The sequence below is a fragment of the Ktedonobacter sp. SOSP1-85 genome, assembly GCF_016587415.1.
Lineage (GTDB): Bacteria > Chloroflexota > Ktedonobacteria > Ktedonobacterales > Ktedonobacteraceae > Ktedonobacter.
The window spans coordinates 6222745-6245050 of sequence record NZ_BNJI01000001.1 but is presented as its reverse complement, the minus strand read 5'-3'; the positions used below and the strand labels follow the sequence as shown (position 1 = coordinate 6245050).

Annotated in this window: 17 protein-coding genes and 1 pseudogene; 9 read left to right on the top strand and 9 right to left on the bottom strand. The window is 54.6% G+C overall.

The window, feature by feature from the left end; genetic code table 11:
• Positions 1–19: 19 nt before the first annotated feature.
• Both KTE_RS26100 and KTE_RS26095 read left to right on the top strand, forming a co-directional pair.
• Complete coding sequence (locus KTE_RS26100) at positions 20–1075, top strand: Gfo/Idh/MocA family protein (RefSeq protein WP_201386142.1); 1056 nt, start codon at positions 20–22, stop codon at positions 1073–1075.
• Complete coding sequence (locus KTE_RS26095) at positions 1072–1929, top strand: sugar phosphate isomerase/epimerase (RefSeq protein WP_201386141.1); 858 nt, start codon at positions 1072–1074, stop codon at positions 1927–1929. The genes KTE_RS26100 and KTE_RS26095 overlap by 4 nt, the downstream gene beginning before the upstream one ends.
• A gap of 56 nt (positions 1930–1985) precedes the next feature.
• Here KTE_RS26095 and KTE_RS26090 read toward each other — a convergent pair whose 3' ends face one another.
• The 3 genes from KTE_RS26090 to KTE_RS26080 all read right to left on the bottom strand — a co-directional run bounded on the left by KTE_RS26090 (position 1986) and on the right by KTE_RS26080 (position 5410).
• Entirely contained in the window at positions 1986–2951 is a 966-nt protein-coding gene (locus KTE_RS26090) for a TerC family protein (protein WP_201386140.1), read from the bottom strand.
• A 157-nt stretch (positions 2952–3108) separates the two neighbouring features.
• Positions 3109–4752 (bottom strand): HAMP domain-containing sensor histidine kinase, encoded by a 1644-nt coding sequence (locus KTE_RS26085; RefSeq protein ID WP_201386139.1) that lies wholly within the window; start codon positions 4750–4752, stop codon positions 3109–3111.
• Positions 4736–5410 carry a response regulator transcription factor gene (locus tag KTE_RS26080; protein ID WP_201386138.1) on the bottom strand — a complete coding sequence of 225 codons (675 nt, stop codon included), beginning with the start codon at positions 5408–5410 and terminating at the stop codon, positions 4736–4738. The genes KTE_RS26085 and KTE_RS26080 overlap by 17 nt, the downstream gene beginning before the upstream one ends.
• A 145-nt stretch (positions 5411–5555) precedes the next feature.
• Between KTE_RS26080 and KTE_RS26075 the strand changes: the two genes are divergently transcribed.
• The 4 genes from KTE_RS26075 to KTE_RS26060 all read left to right on the top strand — a co-directional run bounded on the left by KTE_RS26075 (position 5556) and on the right by KTE_RS26060 (position 10489).
• A complete protein-coding gene (locus KTE_RS26075) occupies positions 5556–6704 on the top strand; it encodes an RNA-guided endonuclease TnpB family protein (RefSeq protein ID WP_201386137.1) in 1149 nt (382 codons plus the stop codon).
• Positions 6705–6963: 259 nt separating this feature from the next.
• A complete protein-coding gene (locus tag KTE_RS26070) occupies positions 6964–8058 on the top strand; it encodes a Gfo/Idh/MocA family protein (RefSeq protein ID WP_201383346.1) in 1095 nt (364 codons plus the stop codon).
• Between the two features lie 145 nt (positions 8059–8203).
• Positions 8204–9253 carry a sugar phosphate isomerase/epimerase gene (locus tag KTE_RS26065; protein ID WP_201383348.1) on the top strand — a complete coding sequence of 350 codons (1050 nt, stop codon included), beginning with the start codon at positions 8204–8206 and terminating at the stop codon, positions 9251–9253.
• Between the two features lie 90 nt (positions 9254–9343).
• The gene (locus KTE_RS26060) at positions 9344–10489 is read left to right on the top strand and encodes a Gfo/Idh/MocA family protein (protein WP_201386132.1); all 1146 of its coding nucleotides are present in this window, start codon (positions 9344–9346) and stop codon (positions 10487–10489) included.
• A 144-nt stretch (positions 10490–10633) separates the two neighbouring features.
• On the opposite strand, the gene KTE_RS26055 is transcribed toward KTE_RS26060, so the two are convergent.
• A complete protein-coding gene (locus KTE_RS26055) occupies positions 10634–11059 on the bottom strand; it encodes a hotdog domain-containing protein (RefSeq protein WP_201386131.1) in 426 nt (141 codons plus the stop codon).
• Between the two features lie 271 nt (positions 11060–11330).
• Here KTE_RS26055 and KTE_RS26050 point away from each other — a divergent pair, with 271 nt between their 5' ends.
• Positions 11331–12302, top strand: coding sequence for a threonine/serine dehydratase (locus tag KTE_RS26050; protein ID WP_201386130.1), 972 nt, complete (start codon positions 11331–11333; stop codon positions 12300–12302).
• A 54-nt stretch (positions 12303–12356) separates the two neighbouring features.
• Here the strand turns inward: KTE_RS26050 and KTE_RS26045 are convergent, their stop codons facing one another.
• The 5 genes and pseudogenes from KTE_RS26045 to KTE_RS26030 form a co-directional block, all read right to left on the bottom strand.
• Positions 12357–13901: a family 16 glycoside hydrolase gene (locus KTE_RS26045; RefSeq protein WP_201386129.1), complete on the bottom strand. Its 1545-nt coding sequence runs from the start codon at positions 13899–13901 to the stop codon at positions 12357–12359.
• A gap of 725 nt (positions 13902–14626) precedes the next feature.
• Complete coding sequence (locus tag KTE_RS26040) at positions 14627–15910, bottom strand: ATP-grasp domain-containing protein (RefSeq protein ID WP_201386128.1); 1284 nt, start codon at positions 15908–15910, stop codon at positions 14627–14629.
• Positions 15911–15915: 5 nt separating this feature from the next.
• The gene (locus KTE_RS26035) at positions 15916–16194 is read right to left on the bottom strand and encodes a hypothetical protein (protein WP_201376347.1); all 279 of its coding nucleotides are present in this window, start codon (positions 16192–16194) and stop codon (positions 15916–15918) included.
• Between the two features lie 264 nt (positions 16195–16458).
• Positions 16459–16806, bottom strand: a complete 348-nt coding sequence (locus KTE_RS47760; protein WP_236600691.1) for a response regulator transcription factor — start codon at positions 16804–16806, stop codon at positions 16459–16461.
• 27 nt (positions 16807–16833) lie between these two features.
• Positions 16834–19112: pseudogene (locus KTE_RS26030) on the bottom strand (NACHT domain-containing protein); the annotation flags it as partial.
• A 505-nt stretch (positions 19113–19617) separates the two neighbouring features.
• Between KTE_RS26030 and KTE_RS26025 the strand changes: the two are divergent.
• On the top strand, positions 19618–20829 hold the full coding sequence (locus tag KTE_RS26025; RefSeq protein ID WP_201386127.1) for an epoxide hydrolase family protein: 1212 nt from the start codon (positions 19618–19620) through the stop codon (positions 20827–20829).
• Between the two features lie 784 nt (positions 20830–21613).
• Positions 21614–22285 (top strand): HAD family hydrolase, encoded by a 672-nt coding sequence (locus tag KTE_RS26020; protein ID WP_201386125.1) that lies wholly within the window; start codon positions 21614–21616, stop codon positions 22283–22285.
• Positions 22286–22306: the final 21 nt, after the last annotated feature.

The following is a 22306-nucleotide window of genomic DNA, read 5'->3' as shown; positions in this document are numbered from 1 at the left end:
GAAGAGGAGATGAGAACTCATGGAACGTTTGCGGTTCGGCATTATTGGCTGCGGTGTGATTGGACAGATGCATGCAGAAGCCATTGCCTCCTTGCCCGACGCGCAATTAGTAGCGGTCGCGGACACCATTGTCGCGAGTGCGGAGAAGCTCGGAGCAAAATATGGGGCGACCCCCTATGCCGAGTACCAGCAGATGCTGGCAGAGGCACCCATCGACGCGGTGTGTATTTGTACACCTAGTGGGCAACACGGACAGCCCGCCTGCGAGGCCATGCGGGCTGGAAAACATGTGGTGGTAGAGAAGCCCATGGAGATACGGCTTGAGCGTATTCAGGAAATGCTAGCAGTCCAGCGCGAGACCGGACGCAAGCTGACGGTTATTAGCCAGCATCGCTTTGATGCCGCGTCTCAGCAGGTGCATCAACTGGTCGAGGAGGGTGCGTTTGGACGTCTAGTACTTGGCAATGCAGCGATTCCCTGGTGGCGCTCGCAAGCCTATTATGATAGTGGCGCCTGGCGCGGCACCTGGGAGTTAGATGGAGGTGGGGTCTTGATGAATCAGTCTATTCACTCTATCGATCTCCTTCAATGGTTTATGGGGCCGGTCAAGAGTCTGCAGGCCTATACCGATACGCTGGCCCATACGATGGAGACCGAGGACGTTGCCGTGGCTATTTTGCGCTTCGCCAATGGCGCGCTAGGTACTATTAACGCGACCACGGGTGCCTATCCTGGTGTAACCACGCGTATCGAAGTATTTGGCGACCGGGGTTCGGCCGTCATTGAGAATGACAAACTGCGCTTCCTACGCCTGGCTCGCGACGAAAAAGAAGAGGTTGGTGCCTATGGGAGCGCAGGGTCAAGCCATCCGGAGCCAGAGGATAATGGCGCCGGGGCCTCCGATCCTACAAATATCCAGACCTCAACCCATGCCGCGCAGATCGCGGACTTTATCAACGCCATCCGCGAAGATCGGACGCCTGCTATTGATGGGTATGCCGCGCGCCATCCCGTGGAAATTATTCTGGGTATCTATGAATCGGCGCGTACCAAAAAGGAGGTCTCCTTCTCATGATTCGTCTCTCAGCCTTTGCCGATGAAATCTCGCCCGACCTGGGAGAGCAGATCGCGGTTCTCCAGGAAGAGCAGATCCACTTCATTGATTTGCGCGGGGCCTGGAATAGCAATGTGCTCGACCTGAGCGATCAGCAGCTCCAGGAGGTCAAGCAGGCACTTGAAACGGCTGGTATTGGGGTGGCGGCGATTGGCTCACCGATTGGAAAAGTTCCGATTACCAGCGATTTTGCGGAGCACATGCAGCGCTTTGAACGTGCTCTGTATGTGGCAGAGTACCTGGGATCCCCCTATGTACGTATCTTTTCCTTTTATCCGCCTACTCTGAGCGAGGCCCTCCACCAGGATCAACAAGACGAGCCTGGGATCGATGCCTATAGAGCAGATGTGCTCCAACGCTTGTCAGCGCTCACTGAAAAAGCAGCCAAAGCTGGTATCACACTGGTGCATGAGAATGAGAAGATGATTTATGGGGATACAATTGCGCGCAACATTGATCTCCTGCAAAGCGTCAATCATCCACGCCTGCGCGCGGTCTTTGATCCCGCGAACTACCTTGAGTGTCAGCAGGTGCCATATCCCCAGGCCTATGAAGCGGTGAAGCCCTGGCTGGAATACGTGCATGTGAAGGATGTGAACGCGCAGGGAACGCTCGTGGTCGCTGGCGAGGGAGAGGCCCGCTGGCCAGATATCCTGCAGCGGCTGCGTAGCGATGGGTATGATGGCTTTCTCTCGCTTGAGCCACACCTGGCGGCCGCGGGCCAGTTCCAGGGTTTCAGCGGGGCGGATCGTTTTCGCCAGGCCTCCCAGGCGCTCCAGCGTCTGCTGCGCGAGATCAACTGGGAATACGCATAAGTAGATACAAACAAAAAAGTGCTCGGGGGTAAGACCCGAGCACTTTTTTGTTTTTCTTACCGATAAGCAGTGTGTTCTTTTTGCTTGTTTCCAGTCTCTCCTCCACTCCTGCGCACACGGAGCACCGAGGCCACAATCGCCAGAGCCAGAACGATGGCGATAACTAAAAGCGAGAGCGCGGTTGGAATATGAAAGATGTCCGCTAGCAGCATCTTCACGCCGACATAGGTCAAAATGACGGCCAGTCCTGCTTTCAGGTAATAAAACTTATGAATCACGTTGGCAAAAACGAAGTAGAGCGAACGCAGGCCCAGAATAGCAAAGACGTTTGAGGTATAGACAATAAACGGGTCATTGGTAACCGCGAAAATGGCGGGGATGGAATCAACCGCGAAAACGAGGTCGGTTGCCTCTACCACAATAAGCACAAGCAGCAATGGTGTCGCGAGAAGCCGTCCATTGTGGCGGGTAAAGAAGCGGCCTTCATCGTAGTCCTGTGAGACGGGGAGAATGCGTCGCAGAAGCTTAAGCACGGGATTACGCTCCGGATGCACCGCCTCATCTTTCTGTAGGCCCATACGAATACCTGTAAAGACCAGGAAGGCCCCAAAGAGGTAGATGATCCAGTGGAATGTCTCTAACAACACTGTGCCAACGCCGATCAGCAGGCCGCGCATTATGAGTGCGCCTAACACGCCCCAGAAGAGAATACGATGTTGATGCCTGGGAGCAACGGCAAAGTAGGTAAACAGTAGAACGAAGACGAATATGTTATCGACGCTCAACGACTTCTCGATGAGATAGCCAGTCAAAAATTGCAAGGCGAGGTCTGGCCCCTGAAAGATGTAGATACCCAGGTTGAAGGCCAGAGCCAGGCCAATCCAGACCGCGCTCCAGATCAATGCCTCTCTGGTTGAGACGGTGTGTGAGTGACGATGAAAGACACCTAGATCTAATGCCAAAAGCACCACAACAAAGGCGTTAAACAACACCCATGGCCAGATCCCCTGTGTAAAGAACATGCTTCTCTCTCCCTAATTAACCCATATATAGCTTTGTGCGTGACTTCTCGCGCCTGCGGCAGCCAGCATCCACCACACTCACTACCCAAAAACAACGTAACATATGGGCATAAGGTGGGGCTGTGAGGAGGCTGAATCGCAGGTAAGAAGCTTGGATCTACACAGCGAGTGGGAGCCAGACATAGAATGTGCTGCCTTCTCCGGGCTGGCTCTCAGCGGTAATGCGCCCATTCAGCTGCTCTACCAGGGTGTGTGCTATCGCCAGGCCTAAGCCAGTGCCCTCCCGAGAGCGGGCGCGATCCGCGCGATAGAAGCGCTCGAAGATATGGGGGAGATCACCAGGTTCAATACCAATGCCGTTATCTCTTACCTGGAGAAGAGCTTCCTGGCCTTTTCGCTCTAACGAGACGGTAATGATACCGCCATGCCCATTTTCCTTGGCAGGTGCATATTTGAGCGCGTTATCAAGCAGGATCAGCATGATGCGGCGGAGGTTTTCTTCATTGCCATAGACGCGCACAGGCTCGATATGGCTCACTTTGAGCTGGAAACTCGACTGATCCATAGCCAGTCGTCCACGCAGTTGACGAACCAGTTGCAAGAGAGAGTGGTCCAGCTCGACTGGTTGCTCACGGAGGTTTCCGCGTGGCGCGGCCACCGCTGGTTTCTGTTCCTGCTCAATAGGAGGAGGCGGGACGATGGTATCGGCGCTTACGTCCGCGCGTGCCAGCAGAAGGAGTTCGTCGACAAGACGTGCGAGGCGCAGGGTTTCGCTGTGGGCGTCCAGGAGCATTGTTTTGCGCTCTTCGGCGGGCAGCTCATCGCTATGCCGCTGGAGAAAGGCCAGGTTTCCCTGGATGGTCGTCAGTGGGGCACGCAACTCGTGTGAAGCGTCTGCAATAAAGCGATGTTGGGCCGTGGTAGCCTTCTCCAGAGCGGCCAGCATCTCATTAAAGGTATCTACGACCTCGACCATTTCATCATGCCCCTTCGGGCGTTGGACCCGCTGGTGCAAATTGCCCACATGCACGCCACGGGCCTCATTCGCGATATCACGCGCGGTCTTCACCATATCGGAGAGCGGATGTAAGACATTGGTCGTAATCCCCCAGCCGATGCCCAGCGCTGTAATCAGCACCAGAGCTCCCGTGGTACAGAGGAGAAAGAGCAATTGGGTTTTGGTGGCCTCCTCCGGACTGAGCGACCTGGCCACCAGGAGCATGCCAATCACGGGACCCGGCTGGCCCCCTGGGGCGACCTGGGGTTTATGAATTGGTTCAACCAGAATGCGCAGAGATTCCTTATTCGGGCCGGATACCGTATATGGTTGGGGATTGTCTGCATTTTGCAGGGCGTGCTGATACATCTCTGCTGTAGGCGTGATATTAAGAGGCTCGTTCTTCGAGGCATATTGTAAGTGATGCGCCTGGTCGAAGACCTTGACGGTGATCCCTAGCGTATCTTTAGAGAGGCTATGGGTATCGATCACACTCAACGAGAGGGGAGTGGGCCAATCGCTGTCTGCATGCAAACGTTGATGGCGCAGGAGTTCGGCACGAATGTTGGCCTGGGCAGCTCCTGCCTCTGCGCGTAGAGATGCGTCCACGCTATTGGAGAGCGACTGTGAGGTTAACAGGAAAACGAGCACACCAAAAAAGAGGAGCGAAACCGCGACCAGTCCTCCATACCAGGTAATCAAGCGCAGCCGTAACAGCCGAGGACGCTTGTTGGGAAAAGGAGAGACAGTGTCGTCACTCTGCTGCTTCTGGCGTAGCGATGGGTTATTATTCTTTAAAGACATAGCCAATACCACGAATGGTGTGAATCAGGCGCGCCTCGCCATCTGCTTCGAGCATGTTTCGCAGATAGCCGATATAGACCTCAAGCACATTGGATGACCCCTCGAAGTCCAGTCCCCAGACACGATCCATGATGACATCCCTTGTCAATACCTGGCGTGGACGACGCAAGAAGAGCGCCAGGAGCTCATATTCCGTAGGTGAGAGCTCTATTTCACGGGGTCCACGGTGAGCGACACGTGTTCCTGTATCGAGTTGCACATCGGCATAGTGCAAGATCTCGTGTCGCTCAACCTGATTTCTTCTCAGCAAGGCCTTGATACGCGCCACCAGTTCTTCGGGGGCAAACGGTTTGACGACATAGTCATCAGCGCCAATCTCAAACCCCTTCACACGGTCCGCGACGGTATCGCGTGCCGTAAGCAGTAAGATAGGTACATTATCTCCTGCTACGCGTAAACGCTGTACGACCTCCAGACCGTTGAGTCCTGGAAGCATGACATCTAAGACGATAAGATCCGGCGCACGCTCTAATGTCCTCTTGAGCGCATCATCACCACTGGTAGCGACGGCAACACTGTATCCTTCATAGGCCAGAATTCGTCGCAATAAGTCGGTAATGCGTGGGTCATCATCAACAACCAGTAAATGTGCTTTCATTGTTGTATTCTCTTCTCCAGTTTGCAAAGGGGTATCGCCGCTAGAATTGCGGCAAGGGTGCCCTCGGCTTGAACCGTAGGGAAAATTGCCACCAATGCCACATAGAAAATTGGACACCACACCAGTTTAGTGGTAAAATGCGTGCATGCTGATACAACGAACCGTTCCCATTGTGATAGAGCCTGACAGCGATGTTGAGCGCACCATCGAGGTGTTTCGGGAGGTTCAACATGCCCTCTCTGAACCATGCTTCAATGGTGGGAAACCTCTTGGTGCTCTCGCGTTGCAACGGGCTTGTTACCACCAGGTGAAGGGTTCGCTCTCGGCACAAATGACGATCTCCGCTATTCGCCTTGTCTCCGCTGCATATGCTTCTGCCAAGTCCAACAAGAAACCTGCTCAGCGCCCCTTCCTCTTCAAGAAAGCGCGTGCTCTGTTCCTGGTCGGCAAACGTGAGCGTGATGCTGACTTTCGCAAGGATGGCACCCTCTCCATCTGGACTGTCGCAGGGCGCAAACACCTCACCTATTCCATTCCTCGAGATTTTGAGACAACGTTGAAGAACGCCACTGAGATTGACAGCCTCACCATTCTCAAGCGCAACGGCAAGCTCATTGGGCGTGTCACGCTTACCCTCGACGCCCCAGAACCTCAAGGCGTTCTCCCGGTCGGCATTGATCTGAATGAGACAAATGCCCTTGTCGCCGTTGACCCCGATGGGCACACCCTCTTTGTGAGTGGAAAAGACATCAAAGTCAAAAACCGACGTACCGCCAAGACGCGCGCTCGTCTCCAGCGTAAACACGCGACCCGTAAGGCAGAGAAGAAAGATACACGCAGTCTTCGGCGTCTTCTCAAACGGTTAGGTCGCACACAACGCAACCGCACACGCACCTTTGCACAGCAAACAGCGAAACAACTGATCACCTTTACCCCTGAGAAGGCCGTGCTCGTCTTTGAGGACTTGCATCTGCCCAAACCAGAGAAGGGCAAGCTCAAAGGCAAGGCACTTCGACGTCGAATGTCGCTGTGGCAACGGCGTCTCATTCGTACCTGTGTGGAGAATAAAGCCCAGGAATGCGGGCTGACGGTCACACAGGTGAACCCTGCCTACACGAGTAAGAATTGCTCTCGTTGTGGCTTGCGTGGTGTGCGCAAGCGTCATGCCTTCTCCTGTCCTCACTGTGGTCACACCGACCATGCTGACAGAAACGCGGCGGTAAACATTCGCAACCGCTATACTGCCTTTCGGGGTAGTGGGCTGCTGTCAATCAGCCCTGAAGCCCAGTCCTAGGATGTGGGCAAGCCCTTGCATGTATGCGGGGGTTATTGACAGTAGTATATCACTGCACACTGATACCTGACTAAGAGAAGTCTGAGACCAGACTGAGAAGTTTTTCCCCTTCCATCAAGGCAAGGCTATGTTGTAGACTTAAAAGGCAAAGGGGGGGAGAAGTTCTCATATGCCATGGGGCATGAAGAGCCCACCTTGTTCACTCGTATCAAGCCGAAGATACGCGTATGACTGTAACATACATGACGGAGGTCCGTTCTTGGGAAAAGTAAACGTAGGCATTATTGGTTGTGGCGCGATTAGTTCTATCTATCTTGAGGCGCCAGAGAAATTTGATATCTTAAACATCACTGCATGCGCAGATATCGATCTTGAACGTGCCCAGGCCCAGGCCGCGAAATACCATGTGCCCAAGGTCTATACGGTCGAGGAATTACTGGCAGATCCAGAGATCGATATTGTACTCAACCTGACGATTCCCAAAGTCCATGCGGAGATCGCACGGGCGGCCATCGCAGCAGGGAAATCGACCTATAGCGAAAAGCCGTTAGGCATCAACCGCACAGAGGCGGCGGCGCTGTTAGAAGAGGCGCGCGAGAAGAAGTTGCTTGTGGGGTGCGCTCCAGATACCTTCCTGGGTGGGGGGCTTCAAACATGTATTAAACTGATTGATGATGGAGCTATCGGTGCGCCTATCGCGTCCACGGCCTTTATGCTGGGCCATGGTCCGGAGAACTGGCATCCCAATCCAGATTTTTATTATCAACTGGGCGGTGGTCCCATGTTTGATATGGGTCCATACTACCTGACCGCCCTCATTGCCATGATGGGACCCGTGCGCCGCGTCACTGGCTCCACTCGCATCACCTTCCCAGAGCGCAAGATTACCAGCAAGCCCTTCTATGGACAGACGATCACTGTTAATACGCCTACCCATGTGACGGGAACGCTGGACTTTGCCAGCGGCGCGATTGGCACGATTATTACCAGCTTTGATGTCTGGTCGCATCGCCTGCCCCTGATTGAAATCTATGGGACAGAGGGGACACTGAGCGTTCCTGATCCAAATACATTCGGTGGTCCCGTTCGCGTACGCCGCTTTGACGATAATGAGTGGAGAGACGTCGAGCTAACGCATGGCAATACCGTGAACTCCCGGGGCATCGGTATTGCCGACATGGCGCATGCGCTCCAGTCTGGTAGCTTCCCGCATCGCGCGAGTGGCGAACTGGCCTATCACGTGCTTGACATCATGCAAGCTATTCATGATTCCTCTAATGAGGGGAAACACATTGAGCTTAGCAGCCAGTGTGAGCGTCCTCTGCCCTTGCCAGTTGGACCCAAGCTCTGGTAATAAAGGCTATCCATTCTATCTATCATTGTAGAGTTCTTATTCCGAAACCCAACATCACTCTCGTGGCTAGCGCTTCCCCCATTTGGGGACAAGCGCGCTCAGGATTTCGGATAAGAAGATAGTAACCAATGGAGGGAAACGATCAATGTCACAGATCAAAGGACCTGCGATATTTCTTGCTCAGTTTGCCCAGGATACGGCGCCTTATAATACTCTGGCAAACATCAGCCAGTGGGCAAAGGGCCTGGGCTACGCAGGCGTCCAGATTCCAGCCTGGGATGCGCATTTTATTGACCTGGACAAAGCCGCCGAGTCAAAGCAATATTGTGAGGATCTCAAGGGTCAGACCAATGGCCTGGCGATTACCGAGCTTGCGACCCACTTAATTGGGCAACTGGTCGCGGTTCACCCTGCCTTCGATATCATGTTTGATGCCTTTGCCCCTGCCGAGCTGCATAACAATCCCAAGGAGCGTCAGAAGTGGGCAACCGGGCAGATGATCAAAGCCATCAAGGCCTCGCGCAACCTGGGCCTGGATGTCCTGCCAACCTTCTCCGGCGCGTTGCTCTGGCATACCATGTATCCCTGGCCACAGCGTCCCCAGGGCCTGGTGGAGCTAGGCTTTAAAGAGCTGGCGAAGCTTTGGGAGCCAATCCTCAATGTCGCCGATGAGTATGGCATCGATCTCGCCTATGAAATCCATCCCGGCGAGGATCTCCATGACGGCGTCACCTTCGAGCGCTTCCTGGCCGCGACGGGGAATCATTCCCGTGTGCATATCCTATATGATCCCTCACACTTCGTGCTCCAACAACTCGATTACATCGGCTACATTGAGTACTATAAGGACCATATCAAGGCCTTCCATGTCAAAGACGCCGAGTTTAATTCCTCACCTCGCTCGGGTGTCTACGGTGGTTACCAGGACTGGCAGGATCGCCCTGGTCGCTTCCGCAGCCTGGGGGATGGCCAGGTTGACTTCAAGCGCGTCTTCTCCCAGCTCACACAGATTGGCTACTCCAGTTGGGCTGTGCTTGAATGGGAGTGCTGCATTAAGGACTCTGAGCAGGGCGCACGTGAGGGCGCGGAGTTCATCAAGAGCATGCTGATCGATACTCCCACCAGGGCCTTCGATGACTTCGCTGGTGGCGCGGCCGATGATGCGACCAATCGTCGTATCCTGGGTCTTGACTAGGTTCTTATTCCGAAATCCAATGTCACTCTCGTGACGAGCGCTCAGCGCTCAGGATTTCGGATAAGTAGTAGGTAGAAGGAGAGAGAAACGATGGCTAGAGAGGTTGCCAATCGCAGGCTACGAGCCGGTATCGTTGGCGGGGGCCAGGGGTCCTTCATCGGCGCGGTCCATCGTATCGCCGCCGAGCTTGACGGACAGGCCGAGGTCATCGCGGGTGCGATGTCGACTAATCCTGAGCGCGCCCGTGCCTCTGCGGCAAGCTGGTACCTGCAACGTTCATACGATAGCTATGAAGAGATGGCACGCGCAGAAGCACAACGCGCCGACGGCATCGATTTCGCGATTGTTGCCACGCCGAACCATATGCACTTTCCCGTAGTGAAAGCCTTCCTTGAGCAGGGCATTCACGTCGTCTGTGATAAGCCTATGACCTTTAGCCTGGAGGAGGCGCAGCAGCTCGTCTCCCTGGTAGAGGGGAAGCAACTGGTCTTCGCTCTCACCCATAACTATACCGGGTATCCTACCGTGCGTCATGCGCGTGACCTGGTACGCCAGGGGGCGCTAGGTGAGGTTCGCAAGGTGCTCGTTGAGTATGTCCAGGACTGGCTGCTCGACGCACTCGAAAAAGAGGGGAACAAGCAGGCTTCCTGGCGCACGGATCCAACGAAATCGGGTATTGCGGGTAGCGTCGGTGATATTGGAACGCATGCCGAGAACCTGCTGGAGTTCGTTACCGGGTTAAAGATCACCTCGCTCTGTGCCGACCTGACCACCTTTGTGGAGGGACGTGCCCTCGACGATGATGCCAACATGCTCCTGCGCCTGGAGAATGGTGGCAAGGGCTTCCTGACCTGCTCGCAGATCGCGGCTGGCGAGGAAAACAACCTGACGCTTCGTGTCTATGGCACAAAAGCGGGCCTGGAATGGCACCAGCAGGAGCCGAATACGCTCATCTTCAAGCCCCATGGTCAGCCGCAGCAGATCCTGCGTACCAACCAGGGGTATATGAGTGATGAGTCCAAAGCACTCTCGCGCCTTCCTGGCGGGCATCCCGAGGGCTTCTACGAGGCCTTCGCCAACATCTACCGCCTGGCAATCGCCGACATCCGCCGGGCCGAGTCAGGTGAGCAGACGCAGGGTGGGTATCCCAATGTGTATGATGGCCTACGCGGTCTGAACTTTATCGTGAAAGCGGTGGAGAGCTCACAGAAGGGTGCCGTCTGGGTCGAACTGTAGAGTAAATACTCGACAGGCACTATAGCACAGGCATCCAAAGGGTCTGGATGAAGCGTTTCAACAGAGCGTTTTATCCAGACCCTTTCTAGGAGGAATACACAATTTATCTCTAGAAAATGAGCACACTTTTATCGACTATAAGAATCAGTGTTTCTCCTGGCCAACATGATGAGATAACCTCTGCTTCTCTGTTTTGACGACGGTTGTGCCCACCGCCCTCCCTACTAATAGAGGTTCCGCGAGCACGTCTGCCGCTGAGGCGCCGATGTCGGGACGGGCCGCGATCACTTTATAGGCCTCAAATTCCAGGCGGCGAGATGTCTTGCCGATATGCGAGACACGCCCTTTCACCTCTACAAAATCTCCTGCATAGAGCGGCGCGAGAAATTCCACATGCTCATAACTTACCAGCAACCCCTCATCCCCATCACAGAGGATGGCCAGTTCCGTCGCGGCATCACCAAATAAAGATAACATGTGGGCCCCATTTACCAGTTGTCCCCCGTAATGGGCATCATGGGCGCTTAAACGCACACGCAGCAGTGAAGTATACTCAGACGTGACAACCATGGATGGCTCCCTTCACGATATATCTAACAAACGTTTGTTAGTATCTAGGTCCAATATACCTCAGCAAGAAAAAGTATTTTTGCATAGCTAGTGTCCATTATGTACAAAATTTACTTAGAAAGCAAGAGTTTGAAAGATATCCCTTTTGCTTCTTTGCACCTGTGACGCTCGACATACCTTACTTAATATTGATACTGCAACCCTTTTAAGACTATAAGAAATGCGTATATGATACAATACAGAGGAATACTTTTATTTGGGAGTTATGTTTATGCTAACCTATACTCATGCGCCACAGCTTACGGGCGCCTATCTTGGCGAGGTCTGGGAACGCCTCCCTCCTGCTCTACGCTCCACCTTCTTTGTAGCCGATCCCACGCTCTCGCAGCAACTTCGCTGCGAAGTGACAATTGTGAGCGAAACCTTTCAGTACACGGGCAGCTTTAAGTTTCGTGCAGCCTATAACCTGCTCGCCAGTATTCCTCATCAGCATGTGATTACGGCCTCGTCAGGCAATTTTGGCCAGGCGGTCGCCTATGCAAGCAAGTTGCTTGGAAAAACCTGTACCGTTGTTATGCCAACAACATCAGCTCAGGTAAAGATCGAGGCGGTACGCGCCTATGGCGGGACGGTCGAGCTTGTGGACGTGCGCCAGGTCAGCAGGGCCGAGCGTGTCGCTCAGTTAATGCAACAACATCCAGAGGCCTTCCAGGCCCCCGCCTACGATGACTTCCGCGTCGTCGCAGGTAACTCGACGCTCGGGATGGAGATCTTTGCGGCCCTTGATCCCGATGTTATCCTGGTACCCGTTGGCGGCGGCGGACTGAGTTCTGGCCTGGTGATTGCTCGGGACTATTTGCAGAAAGAAACGGAGATTCTGGGAGCTGAACCCTTATTGGGCAATGATGCCGCGCGCTCACTACATCAGGGGACGCTTATAAGCAATACAGATGAACCCACGACGGTGGCCGATGGAGCACGCACACTTAGCCTGGGCCAACTTAACTGGGAAATCTTGCGCCAGGGCATGAGTGACATCCTTGAGGTACCAGATACAGCGATCCTGGCAGGACTCCGCCATAGCTTCCGTTACCTAAATCTGAAGGTGGAACCCACAGGTGCACTCTCCCTGGGGGCACTCCTAAGCGAGCCAGGGCGCTTTGAGGGGAAACGCGTCTGCTGCGTCGTGAGTGGTGGCAATGTTGATCCGCGACTCTATGCTCAGTATCTCACCGCAGAATAAAGAAGAGGGGCGCGAAAGAATCGCGCCCCTCTTCTTTATTCCACACCTCGCCTCCTATTGAGGAGGAAAGATTGCAAGATTCGTAAATTGTGCCTCAGCCCCTGGTTTTGTCTTGGGCAGGTTCGAGACAAAGAACGCGATAGAACCACTTAAGTAGCTGTTATCAGAGATCGTTTTAATGGTCTGTCCATTCACAATGAAAGTCATCGTGGATCCCTTGGCCTTCACCACAATCTGATTGGTCTTACCCATCGGTTGAATAGCCGGATTCGCGGCATTAGGCACAAGCGTTTGAGCCTCAAGTACCGTCGTCTGAGCCACGTCAGACTGGCCCTTGAAAATGGTATAGGTGCCATCGCCATACAACTCAAGGCGATAGAAGGTCGCCAGTGAGCCGTTTTGCACCGCTGTGGTGCGAATAACCACACCATAGCCACCACCACCCGACTGTGGATTCGGGTCGCCTTTGCTAAGCGTTGCATTCACAAACAACTGGAAATCCCCATATGGCTTGCTATCGGGTAGTGTCTCGGTGAAGAGCTTATTATCGTTGTCGTTCAGGGTAAGAGCGCCGTTGCTCAGAGACGTTGAAAACGCGCCTTTGGCATCCTTTTCCAGGTGCCAGCCATTATTATTGTTTGCGAACGTGTCGGCAAACAATGGCTTACCGGTCGGGGTGGGTAATGGCTTGAGTGTATTGACCGTCGCGGTACTCTTGTTTGTACCGGTATTGCCCCCATGAGAGAAAATGAACACGCCACCAACACTTGCGATAATCACAACCAATACCAGCACAACTGCGCTAATAATCATACCCCAGCGAGGACGTTTCTTCTGCTCCGAGAGCGCAAAGGGATCAAGAGCGGGCGAGAAAGGAATCGCGTTCCCGGTATGACGCTCACTGCCTTGATTTCCAGCGAAAGGAGAACCGCTCTCCATGCCGTTCTGTCCCCACTGGGTCCCAGTGCTAGCGTTAGGAGTCTGAGGCTGTCCCCACTGCATACCTGATCCAGTGGGTACCTGGGGCTGTCCCCACTGTCCGGAGCCCATTGGCGTTTGGGGCTGGTTCCACTGTCCAGAACCCATTGATGTTTGGGGCTGATCCCATTGTGTGCCTGAACCAGCGGGCGTTTGGGGTTGGTTCCACTGTCCAGAACCCATTGATGTTTGGGGTTGGTTCCACTGCATTCCAGAACCTGTTTGGGGCTGCGCCTGGTTCCATTGTGTGCCTGAACCGGGTGCAGCGTTAGCAGGTGCTCCCCATGGCGCATTTACATTCGCTGGTTCCTGCGCCGGGGCTGATTTTCCCCATTGAGGGGGCGCAAATTGTCCCCCCAGGGGACGCGAGGCCCCGCTCTCTGGCAGTGAAGCGGGTGCATTTGTCGGTTGATTCCAACCCGGGCCACCTCCCTGGTTGAGTCCAGGCATTGAAGGAGTAAAATTATTTCCAAATGGTGACCCACCGTTCCCTTGATTTCCCATCGCAGGTCCCGATTCAAAGAGCAATCCGCAATTTCGACAACGCCCCTCATTCATAGGCGATGCCGCGCCGCAGCGTGGACATTGACGTCCTTGTATATTAAATACCGACGAGGACATGGAAACCTCCAATAACAACCGACATGCTTAACGCTGAGTATCGCATAGATCCACAAGAAAGTCCAACACACTCCTGAAAGATGGTATCTTTAGGTCGATTGGCGAATTCTACACAATTGATCTGCTGTATCTACTCCGGACTTCTCGCCACTCCGTGGCTCGCAGGGGTTAGAGGGTGCGGTGCCAGCCTAGCACCGCACCCTCTAACCCCTGCGAAGCGTCGCAGACGCTGAGAACACCTCGCAAAGAGAGGAACTGAGTAGTTACAACCTGCTTTATAAAGGACTTATATACATAGAGAAATACGCGAGAAAGCCAAAGAAGTGTGTATGCTTACCAGAGATAAGCGCGCAACGAGCGTAGGTTATACTTATAGCAATGCGGTCGATACTACAAAAATCGTACAAAAAATATCCCTTTAACGCAGGAAATACAACAATCCTCCGTAAAACATTCTTCCTACTAGAAATATATCGCAAAGGCAACCAGATATATTACAAATCTAGGAAAAAAGGCACGGTAGCTGGGCACACGACAACTAATCAGATTTTTTCGCTTGGGCTTATAGTATCATAAAGTCAGCAATAAGTGGTATCTTTTCGCCAAAAAAGTGGGGTGAGAGTGGGACGACGCTGCTAAAGCACGCGTCTACATATAACAATCATATGTAGACGCGTGCTTTAGCAGCGTCGCACCTTCCCGCACTACCGCTAATTGCTTGCTTCCTAGCGCATACTGAGCACTGGTATCTCTCGGCGGATCTCAAAATGGAGACAGCGATGCGCCTGCCGCAGTGCCTCCTCCACCTGGACTGGAGTTTCACCGCGCGCGAAGATAAAACCCAGGTAGCTGGCCCCCTCTGGCAATGGCACCAGGGGATGATGCACCTTTGCCGTGATCTCGACGCCTGTAATCAAGGGAACAGCAGCCGCCTCTTCCACACCTGTCACCCCTTTGAGTATGCCCGCGGAGGGAATAGGAATCATCATCACGCCAGTCGCGTGCGTGTCACGTTCAAGCGTTTGAATTTCTTCGCCGATGGCATGCCGCAAAATCAGCTCTTCAAGGCACATGCCTGAACCAAACTCAAGGATGGTAGAACAGAGACCCCCTATCGAGCGGCCAGCAATTTCGAGCATCCAGGGTCCGGACTCATTGACACGAAGCTCGGCATGCACCGGCCCATGGCGCAGCCCCAATGAAGATGCAGCCGTCGAGACACAGTCTGCGATGGCTTGCTGTACCTCCAGAGAGAGACGCGAGGGCGTGGTATAGATCGTCTCCTCGAAGAAAGGGCCATCCAGGGGATCTGGCTTATCAAAGAGTGTCAGGACTTTGAGCGCCCCATGCGTCAGGATACCTTCAAGCGCGACCTCGACCCCGGGGATAAAGTCCTCCACCAGGAAGGTCGTCTCTTCCTCTGCATATCCCTCACTCAGCACGATCCGCTTCAGGCGATAAAAGGCCTGGAGAAACTCCGCTGGATTATTGGCACGTATCACCCCACGGCTACCGGAGAGGCGACGTGGCTTCAATACGCAGGGATAACTTACGCGTTGCGCGATCTCTTCCGGCGCTTCCTGTAAACTAAAATCGCGGAACGCCGGGCAGGGCGCGCCCCCCTCCGACATCAGGCGTCGCATCAAGAGTTTATCACGCGCGGCTTCTGCCGCACCGGGCGAGTTATGAGGAAGCCCCAGGGCGGCACAGGCTTGAGCGGCCAGCTCGCTGGCGCTATCATCCACTGAGAGTATGGCGGTGATAGGGTGCTCCCGCGCATAGTCCGTAATGGTACGCACCGATGTTGGAGTATCGGAGAAATCAATTCCCAGCGGCACATGCCAGTAGTCCGCCAGCGATTCAGGAAGATCGATCCCTACAACCACCTCCAGTTGTAACTGTTGCGCGGCGCTCAAAAACGCACCAGCGCGATAGGTTGAGGGCGACATAAGCAAGAGAACACGCTTTGGGGCCTCTTCTCTTGCATACATACTACGTACATTGCTCATAGACGTTACTCATCCTGCTCTACATCTACAACAAGACCCTTTGATTTCAAGGCAGCCGCCAGCCCGAAGAGGCGCGCATCGCCGCGCACCGTCCAGAGGAGTTCCTGGGAGGACAACGCCGATTTCTGGCTCTCCTCCCAATGACATTCATAGGCCCCCTGCCAGTTCCTATGCTGCACACGTCCCTGGTAGTGCCAGGGCGCGGTCATCGGGCGACGATGGTTAAAACCCAGGCCAGCACCATCAATGCTGGCAAAATCTTTACTGCGAAAGATGACCTTCATGCTTCCAAACCTCGTGCGGATTCCTATGCTTAGCTTATCATAGCAGCAACCAGCTCTTATGAAAACAATTTCGCGCGCCAAAAGCTGTCATCTATACACCACATTATTACATTTTCGTAGTAGAATAGTTCCAAAAACCATGGCGTTTTGTAGCGAAAGAGAGGGTGCCTTGGTCGCTTGCTTGCGTTCCTCTTGTCCTTCAGTGTATCGCGCGATATCCTGGATGACAAGAAGGATGCTGAACGCGCTTGAGTCGGAAGAACTTCAGCCCCCATTGGCAAGAAGGCCAAGCATCCGCGCATGTGCCACCGCCTGGGTGCGATTGGTAACGTCGAGTTTGGTGAGGATATTGCTGACATGATGCTTCACCGTGTCGATGGCAAGCACCAATGTTTCCGCAATCTTCTGGTTCGAGGCACCACGTGCGAGCAGGTATAACACTTCCTGTTCCCGCGCGCTTAACGGGTCCAACAATATCGGAGATGGCTCGCTTTCCGGATGGGGCGGTTGGGTCTCCGGCTGCTGGCTGAACGCACGCACCAGCGTCTCCAGATACGGGAGATCTTCCTTCTGGGGCTGCTGTTCTCTGAGTTGGGAGAGCAAACCAGCCATGAGTGGTCCTTCGTCCACAAAGCGACGGATGTAGCCTTCTGGGGCCCCCAAGTGCACAGCCTGTGCCAGCAGCGCCAATGCTTCTTGCTGTTGCTGAAGCAGGTGATATGCCTGCACCTGCAAGAGCCACATTTCCAGCACATAGTACCTCCGCTGCGTGGCCGTTGCCCGTTTCACGAGGGGGAGAAGCAGGTGCAAGGCATGCTCTGGTTGGGATTCGGCCAGCAACAGGCGGACGAACGCAACGCTCTGGCGCTCCCGCGCCAGAGGAGAAACTAGCGGCGCTTCCCGCTCCATATCGCTCACCCAGCGTCGTGCCTGCTCCAGCTCGCTACCTGCCAACCAGAAGCGCATCTGATCGACACAATCCCAGAGCGCTGCGCGACACGGCGAAGAAATTATTCGCCAAACGTATTCCAGCTGTTGAGAGACTTTTTGGGCCTCCTCCCATCTCCCTTGCGAGAGGGCAATTCGCAACAACACGGTATATGTGAGGGGTAAAAACGCCAGGATTTCGGTCTGTTCGCCCAGCTGGATCGCCTGCTCGACCAGGTGTTGGGCTTCTTCTAACCTGTCCCACTCGTGCAAGATTCCGGCCTGGAGCGTATAGGGCCAGCAGAGCAGAGCCGACTGGTGCCCTCCAGGGTTTGGAGCGCGTCGATCGCCTGCTGGCTCCATTGCCATGCCTGGTGCAGTTTCCCCGCCATCGTTAGCTCCTGTGTTGCCTCACACAAGTAGAGATTCTCGAGCACATGATCTCCCTCCGCTTTACTCCGGCTCCATCCGGTCTGCACGTACTGCATCGCACGCTCGAAATCTCCCTGAGAGAAGCTCGCCCGAGCCTGGGCAAACGTCACCTGGAGCTGTGCTGCCCATTGTTGCTCCTCCAGATGGGTCAGCGCATCCTGACAGAAAGCATGCGTTGCTCCTGCATCCCCATGACAGAGACTCGCAATGGTCGCCTGTAATGCTGCGATTTCCCCCAGCAGAGAGGTTGGTGCTTCTGGTTCGTGTCTGCCTCGCACGCTGCCGGCCTGTGCTTCCCGCTGATGAACGTGTGTCCAGGCGTTTCTGGCATCGCGCACCCAGCGTTCTGTGACCACTGGCGGAGTATTCCAGAACAGGCTCTGGGCCGAGGCCAGGCATAAACGAGGACGCTCACGCACGACCTCGCTGGGAAGCTGCTCAATCCAGGATAGGAGCAACGGGTCTTTGCAGCGACCCCAGATGTGCTGACTGGGGATCTGTTCCAGAAGCCACGCGGCCCAGGACCACTCGTGCGCCTGCAACGCGTGCTGGATCGCTTCGCTGGGCATCGGACGGGCCCCATACCAATACCACTGACTGGCCCGCAGATGTAGCAGCGGCACCTCGGTGGGAGCAGTCTGCTCCAACTGATAACGCAGGGCCGAGGCCCAGAGGGGGTGGTAGGCATACCATTGGTGCTCCTCATCCAGGGGATTGAGAAAGAGATTGGACCGCTCTAATTCCTCCAGGAAGCACTGACTATCTTGCCGCTTCAGGACCGCATTACACAGGGAGTTGCACAGGTAGGGGAGGATGGACGTGTGCAAGAGGAAGCTCTGCACCTGCTCTGGTTGGCGGTTCAGCACTTCCTGCACCAGGTACTCGAAAAGGACGGGCTGGGTTCCCAGGGGCGCTTGCAGCAGACCTTTCGGAGGTGCCTTTGCCTTGAAGGCGAGCGCTGCCATTTGTAGGCCCGCCCACCAGCCCTGGAGGCGTGTGTCCACGTCCTGGATGCTCTGCTCGGATAGTCGAAGATCCATCACGTTGTGGAGAAAGGCAGTCATTTCCTCTCTGGTTGCACGCAACTGCTCGGTGTGTAATTCCAGGATCTGTGCCTGAGCGCGTAGCCGAGCAAGAGAAAAAGGAGGGTCAGTCCGTGTCGCCAGCACCACACACAAGGTGGGTGGTAGGCGATTGATCAGCGAGGCAAGCAGGGCATGGATCGCTGGCTCCGTAATCTCCTCATAATTATCCAGCACCAGCACCAGGGGTTCGCTTTGCCGGGCGAGGCCATTGATCAGTTCCGTGAGCATTGCTTGCCAGGAAGGTTGCGGGGTATCGTCCAGGAAAGCGACTTGGAGTGCCGCAAAGGGAAGCAGCGAGAGTCCAGGTTGGCACTGCTCCAGTGCCGTCAGCACATAGGTCCAAAACTTCAAGGGAACATTGTCGCCCGCATCAAGCGACACCCAGGCCACGGGCGGGTGGCCTGGAGCAAACGAACGAACCCAGTTGGCAAGCAGCGTGGTCTTCCCAGAGCCTGCAGCAGCGGAGATGAGCATGACGCGTCGGTGGAGGCCAGCATTGAGCAGGGCCAGGAGACGAGGGCGAGGAATGATCTCGTGGGAAGATGTCGGGAGAAGGAACTTGGTCGCAAGCAGTGAGCCTATGATGGGATCAGGCGCGTTGCTGTGGTGCCCATGGTTTTTAATGTCCATGATGGTTCTTCCTTTCTTGCATCTCCTTTGCTTTTTGTCACAAGCAGGTCAATCTTTTGCGAAAACGCCTTGCCACCACACAGGAAGGTGATCCCTGCGCCTTGTCGCTCTCGCGTCGTTCTCCTGATGAGTTGTACCGCCGCGTATTTGCTTCAGTGGACAGCGATCGCTAGCACTTTCGTGTCGGTTTTCAGCGATCATTGCCCCCTGAGAATAGCTCTTTCTCGCCATGATTTTCCCTTTTCATTCCAGTATACTCCGGTTGTCGTTGAACGGAGACGTTCGAGAGATCGGAAACTAACCCGTCAAGTGACTCATCTGAAATATATCAACACACAGGAGAACTCTTATGGACACCCAAATTAATACAACAATACAGACTCAGTCCGCCATTCGTCCCTTCCGCATCAACATTCCCGAAGAGGAACTCGTCGAGCTGCGCCGGCGCATCGCGGCCACACGCTGGCCCGAGAAGGAGACCGTCGCAGATCAGTCGCAGGGCGTGCAACTCGCGACGATTCAGGAACTCGCGCGCTATTGGGCGACAGAGTACGACTGGCGCAAGGTCGAGGCGAAGCTGAACGCCCTCCCGCAGTTCATCACCGAGATCGATGGGCTCGACATTCACTTCATTCACGTTCGCTCCAAGCATGCAGATGCGTTGCCGCTCATCGTCACGCACGGATGGCCCGGCTCAGTCGTCGAGCAGCTCAAGATTGTCGAGCCACTGACCAATCCCACGGCCCATGGCGGCAGCGCATTGGACGCTTTCCATCTGGTGATCCCGTCGATGCCTGGCTACGGTTTTTCAGGCAAGCCGACCATGACCGGCTGGGGCCCCGACCGCATCGCACGTGCCTGGGTCGAGCTGATGAAGCGCCTTGGATACACGCAATTTGTGGCGCAGGGCGGCGATTGGGGTGCGATTATCACAGAACTCATGGCTGTGCAGGCGCCTCCGGAACTGCTTGGCATTCACACCAACATGGCTGGCGTGTTTCCACCCGACGTTGCAAAGACGTTCGATGTGTTCCAGCCCAGCAATCCGCCATCCGGTCTCTCTGCCGACGAAAGACGCGCGTATGAGCAGATGGACTACTTCTATAAGCACGTCGGCTACGCAGTCATGATGGGGACACGCCCGCAAACGTTAACCGGATTGGCGGATTCCCCCGTCGGCCTGGCAGCCTTTATGATTGACCACGACACGCGCAGTTACGAGTTGATCGCACGTGCCTTTGCCGGAAACCCCGGCGGCCTGACACGAGACGACGTGCTCGACAACATCACGCTCTTCTGGTTGACGAACACGGCTATTTCTGCGGCTCGTCTCTACCGGGAAAATAAGTTCGGCTTTTTCGACGTCAAGGGCATCACCATCCCTGTTGCCGTGAGCGTCTTCCCTGACGAGCTCTATCAAGCCCCGCGCAGTTGGGCCGAGCGGGCATTTCCCAAACTGGTCCATTACAACGCGCTTGACAAAGGCGGGCACTTTGCGGCCTGGGAACAGCCGCAACTCTTTGCAGAAGAGGTTCGCGCGGGCTTCAGATCCCTGCGCTAGTTGTGGAGGGGACGGCGGGCACGACGTGTGCCCACCGTCCCACACCACAGGGCACCATTGCTAGCGCATCCACCTGATCTAAAGCGGCACAAAACTATCAAGGTGAAAACGAATAACAAAAAGGGACTACCGATGAAACAAGAGAACGAGCTATACAGCAGGACGTCTGTACCTGCAACCATGGTGCTCAAGAAGACCATCGCTCAGAAGAGAGAAGGCAGAATGCACGAGAACAGACACATATAGCAAGAGGAGATGAAACAGGAGAGGCTCAAGATGGATCTCGGCAGGCATAGTATCAGCTTGTCTTACGAATATATAGTTGAGGAGGACATGTTCAAAAAGCACCAAAATTTCGGGAGACCCGGCATCATGTGAGTCGATGTCTTGCCCCCCTTTACGTAACATTTGACCGGTGAGATAATGTGATCGAAGTACGAGATTCAACCTATCAAGTTCTCATAGGGACTTGGTTTATGGCTGAAAAACTGTTCTCGAATGCTGGAAAATGCTGTGTTTCGCCATATTTCCTGGGACATAGTTTTGTATACATCAATGAAAGACGAATGACCTGCCTGATCACTTATCGCAACAGAGCGTCTCAAAGGCCATTGCTTTCTGTCCCGGCTCGCAAGCTCGCCGGAGGGAGGAGGGATGGGTGTGTGGCACGGGTGTTTCGCCCGTGCCACACACCCATCCCTCCTCCCCCTGAGTGCAGTAGGCACGAAAACATATGAACGATTGTGCGATACACGTGTCAGTAGAAGAAACGAAAGAGATTCCCATGTCTACACTTACATTCTGGATAGATGTTGATAATACCCTCATTGATAATGACAGGGTCAAACAAGATCTTTTTGATCAGCTACAAAATCTTCTCGGCGAGAAACTCAACACACGTTTCTGGGAAGTCTATGAAGAGGTGCGCGAGGAGAAAAGCGTCGTTGATATCCCACTTACACTGGAGCGCCTGCGTGAAGAGACACCTCTTACAGAGATGAACGCCGAAACCTATAAACGCGCACATGCCATATTTGACGACTATCCCTTTGACGAGCGGCTCTATCCTCATACGTTGGAGACGCTGGCCCACCTGGGCTCCCTGGGAACAACGGTCATCGTCTCAGATGGCGACCAGGTGTTTCAAGATAATAAGATCCGCCAGAGCGGGCTGGCCCAGGCCGTTGAGGGACGCGTCCTCATCTATGGGCATAAACAGAGGCACCTCGACGAAATCATTGCGCGCTACCCGGCGGACCACTTTGTGATGATCGATGATAAACCCCAGATTCTGCATGAAACGAAGGCCATTCTAGGCCAGCGCCTGACGACCGTCTTCGTCCAGCAAGGCAAGTATGCACATGCCAACCCACCCGAGGGCTTTACACCAACCATCACGGTCTCCACCATCGCCGACCTGCGCACCTACACTACAGAACAATTCCTAAAGAACTAGGTCCCCTGTCGGGTCCATGCA